This is a genomic window from Amycolatopsis sp. NPDC104819, assembly GCF_055583145.1.
In genome coordinates this window covers 298,751-315,497 of record NZ_JBVJON010000007.1, presented here as the reverse complement: position 1 = coordinate 315,497, position 16,747 = coordinate 298,751, and the positions used below count along the sequence as shown (strand labels likewise).

Annotated in this window: 8 protein-coding genes; 4 read left to right on the top strand and 4 right to left on the bottom strand. The window is 69.8% G+C overall.

Annotation, left to right across the window (positions count from 1 at the left end):
• Positions 1 to 2: 2 nt before the first annotated feature.
• Complete coding sequence (locus ACZ63E_RS24050; protein WP_465338356.1) at positions 3 to 485, bottom strand: M15 family metallopeptidase; 483 nt, start codon at positions 483 to 485, stop codon at positions 3 to 5.
• 88 nt (positions 486 to 573) lie between these two features.
• Here ACZ63E_RS24050 and ACZ63E_RS24045 point away from each other — a divergent pair, with 88 nt between their 5' ends.
• Positions 574 to 1,257 (top strand): response regulator transcription factor, encoded by a 684-nt coding sequence (locus ACZ63E_RS24045; RefSeq protein WP_465338355.1) that lies wholly within the window; start codon positions 574 to 576, stop codon positions 1,255 to 1,257.
• Positions 1,258 to 1,267: 10 nt separating this feature from the next.
• The gene (locus tag ACZ63E_RS24040; protein WP_465338354.1) at positions 1,268 to 2,347 is read left to right on the top strand and encodes a sensor histidine kinase; all 1,080 of its coding nucleotides are present in this window, start codon (positions 1,268 to 1,270) and stop codon (positions 2,345 to 2,347) included.
• Positions 2,348 to 2,350: 3 nt separating this feature from the next.
• Here ACZ63E_RS24040 and vanX read toward each other — a convergent pair whose 3' ends face one another.
• The 3 genes from vanX to ACZ63E_RS24025 are packed head-to-tail and all read right to left on the bottom strand — an operon-like array spanning position 2,351 to position 4,985.
• Positions 2,351 to 2,959, bottom strand: a complete 609-nt coding sequence (gene vanX / locus ACZ63E_RS24035) for a D-Ala-D-Ala dipeptidase VanX (RefSeq protein ID WP_465338353.1) — start codon at positions 2,957 to 2,959, stop codon at positions 2,351 to 2,353.
• Entirely contained in the window at positions 2,956 to 3,984 is a 1,029-nt protein-coding gene (gene vanA / locus ACZ63E_RS24030; protein ID WP_465338352.1) for a D-alanine--(R)-lactate ligase, read from the bottom strand. Before vanA ends, vanX begins: the two co-directional genes overlap by 4 nt.
• On the bottom strand, positions 3,981 to 4,985 hold the full coding sequence (locus tag ACZ63E_RS24025; protein ID WP_465338351.1) for a D-isomer specific 2-hydroxyacid dehydrogenase family protein: 1,005 nt from the start codon (positions 4,983 to 4,985) through the stop codon (positions 3,981 to 3,983). The genes vanA and ACZ63E_RS24025 overlap by 4 nt, the downstream gene beginning before the upstream one ends.
• Positions 4,986 to 5,483: 498 nt before the next feature.
• Between ACZ63E_RS24025 and ACZ63E_RS24020 the strand changes: the two genes are divergently transcribed.
• Entirely contained in the window at positions 5,484 to 9,749 is a 4,266-nt protein-coding gene (locus ACZ63E_RS24020; protein WP_465338350.1) for a LamG-like jellyroll fold domain-containing protein, read from the top strand.
• 53 nt (positions 9,750 to 9,802) lie between these two features.
• Positions 9,803 to 16,732: an RHS repeat-associated core domain-containing protein gene (locus ACZ63E_RS24015; protein ID WP_465338349.1), complete on the top strand. Its 6,930-nt coding sequence runs from the start codon at positions 9,803 to 9,805 to the stop codon at positions 16,730 to 16,732.
• Positions 16,733 to 16,747 lie beyond the last annotated feature (15 nt).

Below are 16,747 nucleotides of genomic sequence, written 5' to 3'. Positions count from 1 at the left end.
GCTCACCGCATCCTCGGATCGTGCGAAGGGTCGGCGTACATCGGCGGACAGCCGTTCTCGACGGCTTCAGGCCGCAGCTCGTAGTGCCACGGCTCGTTGCGGTAGATCTGGCACAGCCCGTACCGAGCGCCGTGCTCGGCAAGCCAGGCCCGGGCCTCCACGGGCCCGATGTCGACGGCCTGCCCCGACACGTGCGCGGACCGGTCCGGCGTGGTCACCCACCGAGCCGCCTCCTCCTCCGAGCCGTACTTCGCGACCGCGTCACGGCGCAGGCGCTCCTGGTACCGCGGGGAGCGCCAGCCTCCGTTGACGCGGAACCCGACGCCGTCGCGGGCCGCGTCGGCCGCCGCTCGGCGCAGGGCCGCGAGCAGGCCGGGCTCGAGGTTGGCCACGGCCGGGACCGCGTCGTCGAAGACGGTCGTGCCGGCGGGGAGGGCGCCGTCCGCCGTGCCGAGCAGGGTTCGTGCCGGTTCGCTGGAGACCATGGCTCCAGCCAAGGCAACGCGGGGTTGCCGGCCCGTATGCCGTTTCGGATACGCCGGCGATATGCCCCGGCCTCGTAGCATCGGAAGCATGCGTGTGCTGATCGTCGAGGACGAGCCCCACCTGGCGGAGGCCATCCGCGACGGCCTGCGCCTGGAGGCGATCGCCGCCGACATCGCCGGGGACGGCGACACCGCGCTGGAGCTGCTGAGCGTCAACACCTACGACCTCGCCGTCCTCGACCGGGACATCCCGGGCCCGTCGGGGGACGAGGTCGCCAAGCGCATCGTCACCTCCGGCAGCGGCATGCCGATCCTCATGCTCACCGCCGCCGACCGGCTCGACGACAAGGCGTCCGGGTTCGAGCTGGGCGCCGACGACTACCTCACGAAGCCCTTCGCGCTCCAGGAGCTCGTGCTCCGGCTCCGCGCGCTGGACCGCCGGCGCGCCCACAACCGGCCGCCGGTGCGGGAGATCGCGGGCCTGCGGCTCGACCCGTTCCGCCGCGAGGTCTACCGCGACGGCCGGTATGTCGCGCTCACCCGGAAGCAGTTCGCCGTGCTCGAAGTGCTCGTCGCCGCCGAGGGCGGGGTCATCAGCGCCGAAGAGCTCCTGGAACGGGCGTGGGACGAGAACGCCGACCCGTTCACCAACGCCGTGCGCATCACGGTTTCGGCCCTGCGCAAGCGCCTCGGCGAACCGTGGGTCATCACCACGGTGCCGGGCGTCGGCTACCGCATCGACACCCCATCGGAGGGCGAAGACCGTGGATAGGGCGCCCGGGATGAGCGTTCGGCTCAAGCTCACCCTCAGCTACGCCGGGATCGTCATGGTCTCGGGCACCTTGCTGCTCGCCGCCGTGACGGTGTTCCTGCTGGGCTACCAGCGGCTGGCCCAGGAGACCATGGGCGTGGTGATCGCGCCCCCGGGCCGGTTCCTCCTGCGCGCCTTCGCGCCGTCGGCCGCCGCGGTGATGGTGTTCCTGCTGGTGTTCGGCCTGGCGGGCGGCTGGGTGCTCGCCGGCCGGATGCTCGCGCCGTTGACGCGCATCACGCAGGCCACCCGCATGGCCACCAGCGGGTCGCTGTCGCACCGCGTCCGGCTCGCGGGCCGCAAGGACGAGTTCCGCGAGCTCGCCGACGCCTTCGACGCCATGCTCGCCCGGCTCGAAGCGCACGTCGCCGGGCAGCAGCGGTTCGCGGCCAACGCGTCCCACGAGCTGCGGACCCCGCTGGCGATCACGCAGACCCTGCTCGACGTCGCCCGCACCGACCCGGACCGCGACCGCGCCGACCTCGACGACCGCCTCCGCGCCGCCAACGCCCGGGCCATCGAGCTCACCGAAGCCCTGCTCCTGCTCAGCCGCGCCGACCAGCGGTCGTTCAACGGCGAGGACGTCGACCTGTCGCTGATCGCGGAAGAGGCCGCCGAGACGCTCCTGCCGCTGGCGGAGAAGCACGGCGTCACCATCGAGACGTCCGGCGACCTGACGTCCAGCATCGGCTCGCCCGTCCTCCTGCTGCAGCTGACGACGAACCTGCTGCACAACGCGATCGTCCACAACCTGCCCGAAAACGGCTCCGTGCAGATCGACACGGCCGTCCGCTCCGGGTTTGTCATGCTCACGGTGGAGAACACCGGCGAGAAGCTCAGCCCCCAGCTGGTCTCGACGCTGACCGAGCCGTTCCAGCGCGGCACCGAGCGCATCCGCAGCGGCGACCACGCGGGGGTCGGCCTCGGCCTGGCCATCGTCCGGAGCATCACCCGCGCCCACGACGGAATCCTGAACCTGACGCCCCGGCCGGCCGGCGGGCTCCGGGTGACGGTGCAGCTCCCGGTGCTGACCTCACCCGCCGCCCTTTGACGGTCAGGTGACGGGGAAGTCGAAGTACGTGTCCGGATAGGGCTCGTCCTTCAGCGTGTAGTGCCACCACTCGTGGTCGTACCGGGCGAACCCGCAGGCCTCCATGACGGCGCAGAGGTCGCGCCGGTTCTGCGCCGCGACCGGCGTGATCCCCGCGGCCCCGTGGTGGGAGACCGGATCCATCAGGTCGTGCCCGCCGCCCATGGCCACGAGCTCACCGGTGGCCAGCTGGCACAGCGTCAAGTCGACGGTGCTGCCCCGGCTGTGGCCCGACCGGGCGGCGACGTAACCTTTCTCGAACATCTCGGACCGGCGGATGTTCGGGTAGTGCCGCGCTTTTGTCCGCCCGTCCTCCGGCTCCTTCGACCACTGCCGGAACCGGTCGACGGCGCGCTGCGGGCGGTAGCCGTCCCACAGCACCAGGCCGAAGCCGAGGGATTCGGCCTTCTCCTGCGCCGTTTCGAGTGCCGCGCACAACGCCCGCGTGCCGACGATCCGGTTGGCCAGGTAACCGTCGACCGGTCGGCCGGTGAAGTTGTCGGAGGTGGCGTACTTGGCGTCCCACCGCACGCCGGGCACGAGCTCGTCCACGTGGACGAAGTCGTCCTTCATCGGAGTTTCCCCTTCAAGGCCAACGAAACGAGCCGGTCGATCACGTCGCCGAGGGACAGCCCGGCGGCGGCCATCATCCGCGGGTAACGGCTGTAGGACGTCAGCCCGGGCAGGGTGTTGACCTCGTTGAGCACGACCGAGCCGTCTTCGGTGAGGAACATGTCCACCCGCGCGATCCCGCGGCAGCCCAGGGCCTGGTAGATGGCCTTCGCCGTCTCCTGGACGAGCGCGCGCGTCTCGGCCGGGACGTCGGCGGGCACGATCGCCACCGAGTTGTCGGACCCGGTTTCGGGCGTGCTTTCCTGGTGGATCCGGAAGAACCCGTGGGACAGCGCGATCCGGTCCACCTCGCCGACGACCAGGTCCGTGTCGTTCCCCAGAATCGCGCAGCCCACCTCACTGCCGGCAACGGCGGCTTCGACCAGCACCTTCGAGTCGTACTGCCGCGCGGTTTCCACCGCACCGGGCAGATCCTCCTTCTGCGTCACCTTGCTGACCCCGAAGGACGACCCCGACCGGGCCGGCTTGACAAAAACGGGATAGGAGAGCGAATCGGGATCGAGCTTCTCGTCCGCCGCGACGATCCAGAAGTCCGGCGTCGCGATCCCCGCGACGCGGGCGACGGTGTAAGCGAGCGACTTGTCCATGCACAGTGCGGAACTTTGGATGTCGCAGCCGATGTACGGAATACCGGAAAGCTCCAGCAGGCCCTGCGTGGCGCCGTCTTCCCCGAGCTTGCCGTGGAGCACGGGGAACACGACGTCCAGCCCGATCGTCTCGTACCGGCCGTCCTCCAGGACGAGCAGCCCGCGCACCCCGCGGTCCGGGACCAGCACGGCCGGCCGGGAGCCGTCGAACCCGGGCCCGGCACAAAGCCGGTGGGCGCCGCTTTCGGTGATCCCGATCCAGACCGGCTCGTACTTCGCGGTGTCGAGGTTCTTCGCGACTTCCCGGGCGGACTTGAGGGAGATGGGGTGCTCCTCGGAAACGCCCCCGAACAGAATTCCGATCTTCACCCTGGTCATGCTTTCCCGCTTTCGAAGTTCAGGCAGTTGACGATGGAGTTTTCGACGGTGTCGCTCAGCGCGTGGTCGGTGTAGTAGGCCGTGTGCGGGCTGATGAGCACGTTCGGCAGTTCCTGCAGTCGCAGCAGCGTTTTGCTTTCCAGGGTTTTGCCCCGGCAGTCGGCGTAGAAGATTCCCTCTTCGCCCTCGACGACATCCAGCGCCGCACCGCCCAGCCGTCCGCTTTCCAGCGCCGAAAGGAGGGCTTCGGTGTCCAGGAGCGGACCGCGTCCGGTGTTGACGACAAACGCGCCGGGCTTCATCCGGTCGATGCGCCGGCGGTCGAGGAGGTGGTACGTGTCCGCGGTGAGCGGCGTGTGCAGCGTGACGACGTCGCTCTGCCGCACCAGCTCGTCGAGCGGGACGTGCCCGGCCGCGGGCCGCAGGTCGTGCGCCAGGATCCGGCAGCCGAACCCCCGCAGCCGGTCCATGACCGCGGCGCCGATGCGGCCGGTCCCGACCACCCCGACGGTCAGGTCACGCAGTTCCTTCCCACGCACGTCGTGCAGCCGGTAGTCGTGCACGTCGGCCCGCCGGACGACGGACTTCGCGTGGCGCAAGGACATCAGCATGAGCATCACGGTGTAGTCGGCCACACTGTCCGGCGAATAGGCGACGTTCCCGACGGTGATCCCGACGCTTTCCGCGTACTCGACGTCGATGTGGTCGAACCCGATGCTCCTGGTGGAGATGTATTCGACCCCGGCCTGGCTGAGGGCGAGCAGCGTGGAGTTCCCGACCGGGGTCTTGTGCCCGACACTGACACACCGATGCCCTAGAGCCAGCCCCACGGTGACCTCGGACAAGGTGGCTTCGGTGACGGCGGGGATCACCCCGAGGCGAGGCCCGAGCTCCCGGAACAGCGCGGCTTCATCCGGCCCACACCCGAAAACGGCGATCCCGGTGCCGGACCGCCCGGAGGCGACCACCCGGCCGCGTTGTGCTGCATCGCTGTGAGGCATGCGCCCCAGTCAAGGCAGCCCGCTGTTGCCGGCCCGTATGCGGTTTTGGATACACGGACGATAGGTCCTCTCGATCACCCGCGCGGGTGATCTTCGAGTGTGTTGTCAAGTTTCCGCACGCCGTCCCGGTTTGGCACTTGCGCACCGGGTGGGCTCTTGTGCACTTCTCGTCCGGACAGCCCCCGTGGGGCGTTCGCCTGGGATCGGCGCCGGAACGAATGACCACGCGCGCCGGAGTTGGCCGAGATGTCCAGAGTGGGAGTTTTGGCAATTGGCGATATATGTCTGTTTTGCCGTCTCTCTATTCGTCACCGCGATAGTGCGCCGATTCGGCGTCCGGCCGTGACTGCGCTGATCGGCCTATTTCGGATCTTCGCCGGGTTTGGCATCGTGATCGCGGGTTCGTCGGGGGCTCAGCAACGGCTGGTTGCTTTTGACGAGGGGGATCTCGTGCGTTCTTCCGGTGCGCGTTGGCGCGCTCTTTTGTTCTGCGCCGCGATGGGCGCCGCAACCGTGGTGACGGTCACACCGGCACACGCCGCACCGGCCGCGGTGGTGCCGGATTCGGCGCCGGACGAGGTCACGGCTACGTCCTACGCACGTGAAGGCGGCAAGCAGGTCGAGGTGTCGTCGGAGACCACCGAGACGTCGCGGACGCTGGCCAATCCGGACGGCTCGTGGACGATGACGCAGTACGTCCACCCGGTGCGGGTCAAGCAGGGCGCCACGTGGGCACCGGTCGACACGACCCTGGTGCGGCGCGCGGACGGCTCGCTCGGGCCGAAGGCGATCACCGTCGACGTCAAGCTCAACCCGGGTGGCGCCGGCTCGGCCGCCGAGCCCGTCGTGAAGGCGGGGGAGGACGGGAAAGAGGTCGGGCTGAAGTGGATCGCCGACCTGCCGGTCCCGGTGCTGACCGGCGACACGGCCGTCTACCCCGAGGTGCTGCCCGGCGTCGACCTGACCGTGAAGGCGGTGGCCGCCGGCTTCACCGAAAACCTGGTCATCAAGACGCCGGAGGCGGCGAAGAACCCGAAGCTGCGGGAGATCCCCTTCGGGTTGCACACCCGCAACACGACCGTCGAGGTCGCGGAAGGCGAAGGCCGCGGCACCCCGGCGCAGCCCGCGCCGACCGACGGGCTCGAGGTCAAGGACACCGCCGGGCAGGTGGTGTTCTCCGGTGACGCGTCCCGGATGTGGGACTCCACCGGCGCCGGTTCGCCCGCCGAGCAGCAGCTCGGCGAGGGCGGCGGACGGCGGGAGGCGGTGATGGACGTCGCGCTCACCCGGGACAAGGTCACCATCACGCCGGACCAGGCGTTCCTGGCCGACCCGGCGACGCGGTACCCGGTCTCGCTGGATCCGGACAGCTGGTGCGACTCGTGCGGGATCCAGTCGCACGTCGTGGTCCAGTCCGGCTACCCCGGTGCGAAGAACTGGAACGCCTCGACCGGGGACCTGTCGAACCTCAAGGCCGGCTACGAGAACTACGACAGCGCCGGCACGTCGAGGTCCTATCTCCAGATGAACAGCGCCCGGCTGGCCGGGACCGTGGTGCACAGCGCGTCGCTCAACACCACGATCCAGCACAGCTACTCGTGCTCCCCGGCGCCGACCGGCCTGTGGCTGGCGAACCCGGCGACGCCCGATACCACGTGGAACGCGCAACCGGGCTGGGTGTACCAGGTTTCGACGATGAACGTCGCGAACTGCCACGACGCCGGGGGCGTGACGGGGCAGTTCGACGCCACCCGGGCTGCCAAGGACGCGGCCGCGAACCGGTGGCAGAACACGTGGTTCGCGCTGGCGGCCGCCAACGAAGGTGACGGGATGGCCGCCTGGCGGCGGTTCGACCTGAACCCGTACTTCGCGGTGAACTACGACTCGTACCCGAACCCGCCGGCGAGCCTGACGATGCAGAACGGCCGGCTGCCGTGCACCTCGGGGGCGAACCGGCCGTGGGTCTACACGAAGACGCCGCAGATCGCGGGCCGGTTGTCCGACCCGGACGGCGGCACCGTCTACGGCAAGTTCGCGCTGGCTTACGGCGCGCTCGGCCACAACGTCTACATCCACGACAACGCCGCGAACGTCGTCCCGGTGGGCACCGCGGGCCCCAACCAGCAGGCGACCGCGCAGCTCGCCGCGGTCCCGCCCGGCTGGATCAACGAGGACGGCGTCTACAACTGGTCGATGCAGGCCTACGACGGTGAGCTCTGGTCGAACTGGGTCGGCAACTGCGAGTTCACCGTGGACACCAAGGTCCCGCTGCCGCCGAACGTCGCGATGGCCTCCTGGACCGATCCGAAGGTGCAGGGGGACGCGGCCGACTTCAGCGTGTGGACCTACCTGGCCACCGACGGCCTCTACGACATCGACCACTTCATCTACACGACGGACGGTTCCGAGCCGCAGCCGCAGGGATCACCCACCGCGCCGGCGGTCCAGAGCACCGACGCCAACGGCAAGGTGGTCGCCACCGCGGCGCTGAAGACGATCGCGGTGAACGGCAACCAGAACCTGATCAGGGTCAAGTCGGTGAACAAGGCGGGCATGCCCAGCCCCAACGCGACCTGCCTGGTCATCCCGGACTCCAACCCGGCGCTGGACGGGCCGTCCTGCTCCTACCACGTCCAGCCGCTGACGCCGGCGAAGAACCTGGTCGCGGCGTGGGGCGCGGACGAGCCGTCGGGAACGTCTCTTGTGGACAGTGCCGCCGCGACGCCGGGCAACACCGGTCTCGCCGCGCACCCGGCGACGCTGTCCGGTGGGGTGACCCGGCAGCCGGGTTACAACCACGGGACCACCTGGACCCACCCCGACACCAGCGGGTACAGCGAGGGCGCGAAGGGCGCGATCGAGCTGGACGGCACGAGCGGCTACGCCCAGACGTCGGACCGGGTCCTCGACCCGGCGAAGTCGTTCACCGTGGCCGCTTGGGCGAAGCTCGCCGACACCGCGCACTCGCAGACCGTCCTCGCCCAGGACGGCACGCAGTCGGCGCCGTTCATCCTGCAGTACAACAAGGAACGCAACGCCTGGGCGCTGCGCGTCACGGCCGGGGACCAGGCCGCGCCGGGTGACGTCCGGGTGGTGGCGAGCGGGCCACCGCAGGTCGGGGTGTGGACGCACCTGGCCGCGACCTACGACGCCGCGACCGGGGCCGCCACGCTGTACGTCGACGGGGCCAAGCAGGGCACGGAGATCGCCCGCCCGTGGACCGCGACCGGCCCGGCCGTGCTGGGTGCCGGCAAGTGGGCCGGGGCCCGCACCGACTTCTTCCACGGCCGGCTCGACGACCTGCAGGTCTGGCAGCGCACCCTGTCCGGCCAGGACGTGCACGACCTGGCCGGGACGGCGGTCCCGCTCGCGAACTACGGGCTGGCCGAGGGGTGCGGTCCGGAGCTGGCCTCGGCGACCTCGCGGGTGCCGTCCCTGCAGGCGAGCTGGGCGCTGGGGCAGACCAGCGGCAACGCCGCCACGGACAGCACCGGCTACGGAAACGACCTCACGATCACGGGCGGCCACACCTGGGTGCCCGGCCACGACGGCGGCGGTCTGCAGCTCGACGGCGTCAACGGTTACGGCGCCACCCCCGGTCCGGTGGTGGACACGGCCAGCTCGTTCACCGTGTCGGCGTGGGTGAACCCGGCCGACCTGAACGCCGGTTACACCGTCCTGTCGCAGGCCGGGGCGCACACGGCGAACTTCGTCCTGCGCTACGACAAGCCGGCCAACCGCTGGGCGTTCGGGGTGTCCGCGGCCGACAACGCCGCGGCGTCGATGACCTGGGCGGCCGGAACCTCGGTGCCCCAGGCGGGGAAGTGGACACTGCTGACGGCGGTGTTCGACCGGGCGGCGACGCGCATCCGGCTCTCGGTGAACGGCGTCCGCGAGGCCGACGCGCCCGTGCCGACGGCGTGGACGGCGAACGGGCCGCTGCTGCTCGGCGCGGAACCGGGTGGGAGCAACCCGTTCAAGGGCCTCCTCGACCAGGGCCGGGTCTGGGCGCACAGCCTCACGGACGACCAGATCGCCGCGACGAACGGCTTGAGCTACCTGGACTCGGTCGCGAAGTCCACCGGCACGCCGTCCGGTGGGGTCTCGCTGGGCATGGAGACGGACGCCTCGGGCGCTCCGGTGGCCTGCGCCGCGAAGTTCACCGTCAACGGTGGCGAGGTCGCGACGACCAAGCCGGCCGCCCTGCGGACCGACAAGTCGTTCACGGTCGAAGCCTGGGTCAAGCACTCGTGGACCGCTTCGGACGCCACCGTGAACGGCCCGGTCGACCCGTCGCCCCGCGCCGTCGTCAGCACCGCCGACACGCAGTTTTCGCCGCTGCTGCTCGGCTACCGGCCGTGGGCCGACACGTCGGGCAAGCTGCGTCCCCGGTGGAGCTTCCTGCTGTCCCCGTCCGCGACCGGGAACGACAGCCGGATCGTGTTGAGCGATGCCGAGGCGGCCGACAACACCTGGACTCACCTGGCTGCCACCTACGACGCCGCGACCGGCTACATGGCGCTCTACGTCAACGGGGCGAAGCAGAGCTTCTACGTCAACACTCCCGACGGCGGCGGGGTCACGGCTCGCGACTCCAGCGGCGGTCTCTTCCTCGGCCACGGCGTGTGGACCGGACAGCGCAGCGACACCTGGTATGGCGATCTGGCCGGCGTGCGTGTCTACTCCGGCTTGCGCGGCGCCGACGCGATCACCACCGACAAGCGGGCCGACGACCCCGGCACCCTCTTCGACGTCACCCACTAGCCCAGCACCGGCTTCCGGCGCGTCGAGCGCCAACCACACTTAGGCAGGCTGACATGACTCTCGCGCGCTTCACCCGGAGCAGAAGGGCACTGGCCCTCGGTCTCGCCGTCGTGTTGCTGGGTTCGGCCCAGACCGCGGCGGCGGAAGCCGCGGCCGGCGGCTGGCACGGACTGGGCTGGGACCTGCCCCCGTTGCAGCAGACCCGCTCCGTGGCCGGTGTCGACGGCGGGTTCCGGGCCGTCCCGGCCGCCGCCGCGGCGTCGGTCACGCCGGCGAAGGTGAACTGGCCGGCGGCCGGGTCGGCCGACGTCGACCTCGCCACAGCGGCGAAAGCGCCCGCCGGGCAGGCGGTCGGCGTCGTGCGGGCGGCGGCCACCGCGCGCCGCGGCGCGGGCAAGGTCCGGATCAGCACCGTCGACCAGGCCACGAGCGCCAAGACCGGGGTCAAGGGAGTGCTGGTCAGGGTAGAGCCAGTGGCTGGCGACACGAGCGGGCCGGTGACCGTCGACGTCGACTACCACACCTTCGGCGACGCGTACGGCGGCGACTTCGGCGGCCGCCTGCACCTCGTGCAGTACCCGCCCTGCCTGCTGAGCACCCCGGACAAGCCCGAGTGCCGCGTGGGCACCCCGCTGAGCTCGGACAACAACACCAAGACCCGGCACGTCGCCGCCGACGTCACGCTGCCGGCGGCCCCGGCCGGAGCGCGGCAGAGCACCGCGGCCACCTCGATGCTGGTGGCCGCGGAAGCCGACACCAAGGGCGGCGGCGGTGACTTCGGCGCGACCGACCTGAAGCCGGCCGGCTCCTGGACGGCCGGCGGCTCGGCGGCGGACTTCGACTACTCGTACCCGATCGGCACCCCCGCCGCGCTCGGCGGCACCGGTCCCTCGGTCAGCCTGAACTACTCCTCGGGCTCGGCGGACGGCCTCACCTCCGCCACGAACAACCAGGCTTCGGGGATCGGCGACGGCTGGAGCCTCTCCGGCGGCGGCTTCATCGAACGCCGGTACAAGGGCTGCAGCCAGGACCTCGGCGGCAACAACAACCAGACGAAGACCGGCGACCTGTGCTGGTACAAGGACAACGCGACGATTTCCTTCGCCGGCGCGAACGGTGATCTCATCTTCGACAAGAACACCGGCACCTGGCACCCGCAGGACGACGACGGCACCCGGGTCGAGCGGCTCACCGGTGGCGCCAACGGCGACAAGTTCGGCGAATACTGGAAGGTCACCACACCGGACGGCGTCCAGTACTTCTTCGGCCTGAACCACCTGCCGGGCTGGGCATCAGGCAAGGCGGAAACCCAGTCGACGTGGACCGTGCCGGTGTTCGGGAACAACGCCAACGAGCCCTGCAACGCCACCACCTACGCCGCGTCCTGGTGCAACCGCGCCTGGCGGTGGAACCTCGACTACGTCGTCGACCCGCACGGGAACGCCGTTTCGTACTACTACCAGCCCGAAACCAACTACTACGGTCTCAACCGCAACGCGTCCACGGCCAACAACCCCGGCACTGTTTACACCCGCAGCGGGTACCTGCAGAAGATCGAATACGGGTTCAACACCCACGTCGCCGACACGTTCAGCCACGCGCCCGCCCAGGTCCTGTTCGACACGGCCGAACGGTGCCTCCCGAGCGGCACGATCACCTGCGACCCCGGCCAGCTGAACACCGGGACCGCGACGTCGTGGCCGGACGTGCCTTCGGAGACGATCTGCAACCAGGGCGCCGTCTGCGTCTACAACTCGCCGTCGTTCTTCTCCCGCAAGCGCTACACCAAGATCACGACCCAGGTCAGCGACGGCGGCACGGGGTGGAAGCCGGTCCGCGAGTGGGCGCTCAAGCAGTCGTACCCGCCCACCACCGATGGCAACAAGCCCGCGCTGTGGCTGGACTCGATCACCGAAACCGGGAAGATCACGAGCCCGAACACCGTGGGCGCGGCGATCACGCTGCCCGCGACGACGTTCCACCCGAAGCCGATGGCCAACCGCGTGGACCCCGCCAGCCAGTACACGGCGCTGACCCGCAACCGGATCGACGCCATCACCACGCCCCAGGGCGGGCTCACCACGATCAAGTACGCGGACGCCGAGTGCAAACCCGGCGGGCCGATGCCCGATCCGGCGAACCTGAAGAACAACACGCTGTCGTGCTACCCGGTGTACTGGAGCCCGCCCGGCGCGACCGACCCCGTCCTGGACTACTTCACCAAGTTCCGGGTCAGCGACGTCATCGAAGACGCGAACACCACCCAGCAGCCGCAGAAGAAGGTCACCCACTACGACTACCTCGGCGGCGGCGCCTGGCACTACGACGACGACCCGTTCAGCGACCCCAAGTACCGGACGTGGTCGCAGTGGCGCGGGTACGGCGACGTCAAGACGACCACCGGGCTCGGCGTCGAGGGCGGTGACCCGTCCGGTCCGCCGGTGACGACCGAGACGTACTACCTGCGGGGCATGGAAGGCGCGACGGTCACCAGCCCGAACTGGCACGAGTCGGTCACCGACCGCAAGGAGGTCGCCGGCTTCACCCGGGAGACCGTCACCTACCGGGACGGGCAGGTCGTCGGCGGCACGCTGGCCGAGCCGTGGGTCTCGGACGCCACGGCGACCGACGCCGACGGCCGGACCGCGGCCTACACCGACACCGACACCAGCCGGGCCCGCACCTGGCTCGACACCACGGGCACCTGGCGGGTCTCGCGGACGCACACCACCCACGGGAAGTACGGGCTCGTGACCGCGGTGCAGTCCGAAGGGGACACGAGCGACCCGAAGCAGACCAGCTGCACCCTCACGACGTACCTCGAGAACACCGCCGGCTGGCTGCTGAACTTCTCGAGCCAGGTGCGGAAGATCTCCGGGGTCTGCGACGACCGGACGAACCCGCCCGGACCGGGCAACATCATCGGCGACAGCCGGACCTCCTACGACAACCAGGCCTTCGGCGTCGCACCCACGACCGGGATCATCACCCGGATCGACAGCCTCGACGACTGGCCCGCGGGCGGCGCCGAGAAGATCAAGTCGCCCGCGGCGACCACGGTGTACGACGACTACGGCCGGGTGGTGAGCGCGACCGACGCCCTCGGCCTGACCAGCACGACGGCCTACACCCCGGCCAAGGGCGGGCCGGTCACCCAGGTCGACACGACCACACCACCGGTCACCGGGGTGGCGGGCGCGCCCAAGTTCACGTCCACCAAGTACCTGGACCCGGTCTCCGGCGCGACGGTCGCGAGCAAGGACGCCTCCGGGCTGCGGACCGACGCCACCCAGGACGCCCTCGGGCGTGTCCTCTCGGTGTGGAAACCCGGGCACAGCAAGGCGTTGAACGCGCCGGCGGACGTCACCTACGCCTACAGCGTCAACAACGTGGGCGGCGTCAGCAACGTCGCGACGAAGAGCCTGCTCGCCAACGGGCAGTACGCCACCTCGTACACGCTGATCGACGGGCTCGGCCGCACGATCCAGACGCAGGCGCCGCGCACGGACGACGGCCCCGGCCGGATCATCACCGACACCTTCTACGACTCCCAGGGCCGCACGTACAAGACCCACAACGCCTACTGGAACAGCGCGGCCCCCTCGGCGACGCTGTACGTCGCCGACGACGCCTCGGTCCCGAACACGACGCTGGCCACCTTCGACAGCGCGGGCAGCCCCCGCAGCAGCGCCTACCTGCTCAACGCCGTGGAGCAGTGGCGGTCGACGACCATCCCGGACGGCGACCGCACGACGACGATCCCGCCGAACGGCGGCACGGCGTCGACCACGGTCACGAACGGGCTCGGGCAGACCGTCCAGCTCCTGCAGTACAAGGACCCCGCGAAGCACACCGCCGGGTCGCCCGCCGACACGACGACCTACACCTACACCCGCAGCGGCAAGCAGGCCACGGTCACCGACACGACCGGCAAGAACGTCTGGTCGTTCGAGTACGACCTCAAGGACCGCAAGACCTCGTCGACCGACCCGGACACGGGCAAGACGACCTACACCTACGACGCGGCCGGGCGGCTGCTGACCACCACGGACGCCCGCAACCGGCTGATCAGCTACACCTACGACAACCTCGGCCGCAAGACCGCCGAGTTCGACGGGCCCGTGGCGACCGGCGCCAAGATCGCCGGGTGGACCTACGACACGCTGCTCGCCGGGCAGCCCACGAGCTCGACGCGCTACGTCGGGACCAAGGCGTACACGAAGGAGACCACCGGCTACGACACCGCCGGCCGGCCCACCGGCAGCAAGGTCACCATCCCGGCCGGGGACAAGGGCCTTTCGGGCAGCTACCAGTTCGGCGTCACCTACGAGCCGAACACCGGCGCGGTGCAGACCACGAACACGCCCGAGAAGGGCGGCCTGCCGGCGGAGGAGCTGTCGTTCGGCTACTACGGCAACGGCGCGCCGAAGACCATGCTGGCCGCCAACTCGTCGGGCGGCGGCACCAAGCTGGTCTCGCTCACCGAGTACAACCCGCTCGGCCAGGTGCTGCGGACCGACTTCAACAACGACGACAGCCCGTTCCAGGTCGCGGTCACCAACACCTACACCAACGGCACCAACCGGCTCGAAACCGTCCAGGCGCAGCGTTCGACGTCGTCCGACTACTCGATCGCGAACCGCGCCTACACCTACGACCAGGTCGGCAACCTCACGAAGGTCGCCGACACCCCGCAGGGCGCGAAGGCCGACGTCCAGTGCTTCCGGCAGGACTACCTGCAGCGGCTCACGGAAGCGTGGACGCCGACGTCCGGCGACTGCGCCGCGCAACCCGCCACGGCCGGCATCGGTGGTGCGGCCCCGTACTGGACGTCCTGGACCTTCGACGACACGGGCAACCGCAAGACCCAGGTCCAGCACACGGCCGCCGGAGACATCACGACCGGCTCGACGTACCCGGCGCCCGGCGAGACCCGCCCGCACGCGGTGGAAGCCGTCACGACCACGGGGCCGGGCGGCACGACCGCGACGAGCTACGACTACACGGAGACCGGCAGCACGAAGACCCGCGGCCCGGCCGGCGCGGCCCAGACGTTCACGTATGACGCCGAAGGCCGCGTCGCGACGGCGAAGGAGGCCAGCGGCGCCGAGAGCAGCTACCTCTACGACGCCGACGGCGGCGTCCTGATCACGAAGGACCCGAGCGGGGCAACGCTTTCCGTGGGGGACATGGAGTTGTTCGTCCCCACCGGCGGAAGCTTCGCCTCGGGCACCCGCTTCTACAGCTACAACGGCCAGGTGATCGCGTCCCGTACGTCGTCGACCGGCCTGAGCTGGAAGCTGACGGACCACCAGGGGACCACGTACGCCACGGTCGACGCGGCCAACCTGGCGGTCTCGAAGCGCTGGCAGGACCCGTACGGCGCGAACCGCGGAACACCCCCGCCGAGCTGGGCGGACAAGCACGGTTTCCTCGGCGGCTACCAGAACACGACGGGCCTGACCCACCTGGGAGCCCGGGACTACGATCCGCTGTCCGGCCGCTTCCTGACGGCGGATCCGATGCTGGACACGGGCAACCCCCAGGCGCTGAACGCGTACAGCTACAGCAACAACAGCCCGGTTTCGTTCAGCGACCCGACCGGCCAGATGTGGGGAGCCGAGTGCGGCCCGGACGGCGTCCTGTGCGGCACCGGCGAGGCGATGTCGGACCCGAACTACGTCGACAACCGCGCGTATTTCATGAAGCAGCGCGGCTACAGTCAGCAGTCGATCGACAGCTTCCGCAAGATCGCGGCGAACAGCGGTTGTAAGCGCGGGTCCGCGTGCAGCAAGCAGCGAGAGGTCGTCCGCGGTCACGTCAAGAAGTACTCGCCGATCACGAACGACCCTCAGCGCCTGATCAGCCTGTGGTCGTCGCTCGCCATGCAGAGCGACGGACCACGGCCGTTCTGGAGCACGGCCACCGGCACCGGCGACGAAATGGCCTGTTACGGCCAGCGTGGTTGCCACGAGGCCTGGGTCTACCTCCAGGGCCACGGCGACGACGTCGCCGGCGCGAAGGTGATCGCGGCTTTGTACTGCGTGGAGCACTTCGAGGAGTGTGAGAGCGAAAAGCGGTTCAACGACGTGGTCATGGACGACCTGTCGTCGTTGCTCCTGCTCGGGGCGATGGGTGCCGGATCGGCCGCCGGGGCCGCGGCGGGTGAGACAGCTGCGGGCGAAGGAGTCGCCGGCACGATGACCGCTGACGGCGCAGCCGAACGGGCGGCGTTCGGGTGCAACAGTTTTCCCGGATCGACGCCCGTCCTGATGGCCGACGGGAGCACCAAGGCGATCGCGGACGTCCACGTCGGCGATCAGATCGCCAACACGGATCCCGAAGAGGGCGACGAGGAACATCACGCTGTCGTGGCACTGCACACGACGGACACGGACCGGGACTTCGTCGACCTGTACCTGGTCACCGGTCATGGCCTCGAGAGCGTCTCGACAACGGCACATCACCTCTTCTGGGATGCGGTGGGGCGGGCGTGGACGGCCGCTGCCGATCTCAGGTCGGGTGACCGGGTGCTGACCGTGGGCGGCGCGTACGTGCTCGTAGCCGGCACGTACCGCCACGCCGGTGCCGAGCGGACTTACAACCTCAGCGTCGACACCGTCCACACCTATTACGTCGAAGCCGGTGGCACGCCGGTCTTGGTCCACAACTGCCCGATCTGGTCTTCGACGAAGCAGTTGAGCGGCCCTCAGAACGCTTTGAAGCACTGGAACAAGCACGGCGGGGACTTCCCCGGGTTGCAGAATGCGAAGCAGTACGTCGAGAGAGCGTCGGAGTTCCTGAGGAACCCCGGGCCCGGGGTGCTGACCAAGATCAGGTCGAGCGGCGATGTGGTCAGGTACGATCCCACCACCCAGGAGTTCGGTGTCATGACTCAGGATGGTGTGCCCAGGACCTACTATGTCCCCGACCCGGCAACGCACGGCTATCCGACCAACCTGGACTACTTCAATGCCCAATGAAGAACTTCACTGCCG

Coding starts and splice junctions, on each gene's coding strand:
- ACZ63E_RS24050 (WP_465338356.1), bottom strand. CDS start 485: ATGGTCTCCAGCGAACCGGCACGAACCCTGCTCGGCACGGCGGACGGC.
- ACZ63E_RS24045 (WP_465338355.1), top strand. CDS start 574: ATGCGTGTGCTGATCGTCGAGGACGAGCCCCACCTGGCGGAGGCCATC.
- ACZ63E_RS24040 (WP_465338354.1), top strand. CDS start 1,268: ATGAGCGTTCGGCTCAAGCTCACCCTCAGCTACGCCGGGATCGTCATG.
- vanX (WP_465338353.1), bottom strand. CDS start 2,959: ATGAAGGACGACTTCGTCCACGTGGACGAGCTCGTGCCCGGCGTGCGG.
- vanA (WP_465338352.1), bottom strand. CDS start 3,984: ATGACCAGGGTGAAGATCGGAATTCTGTTCGGGGGCGTTTCCGAGGAG.
- ACZ63E_RS24025 (WP_465338351.1), bottom strand. CDS start 4,985: ATGCCTCACAGCGATGCAGCACAACGCGGCCGGGTGGTCGCCTCCGGG.
- ACZ63E_RS24020 (WP_465338350.1), top strand. CDS start 5,484: ATGGGCGCCGCAACCGTGGTGACGGTCACACCGGCACACGCCGCACCG.
- ACZ63E_RS24015 (WP_465338349.1), top strand. CDS start 9,803: ATGACTCTCGCGCGCTTCACCCGGAGCAGAAGGGCACTGGCCCTCGGT.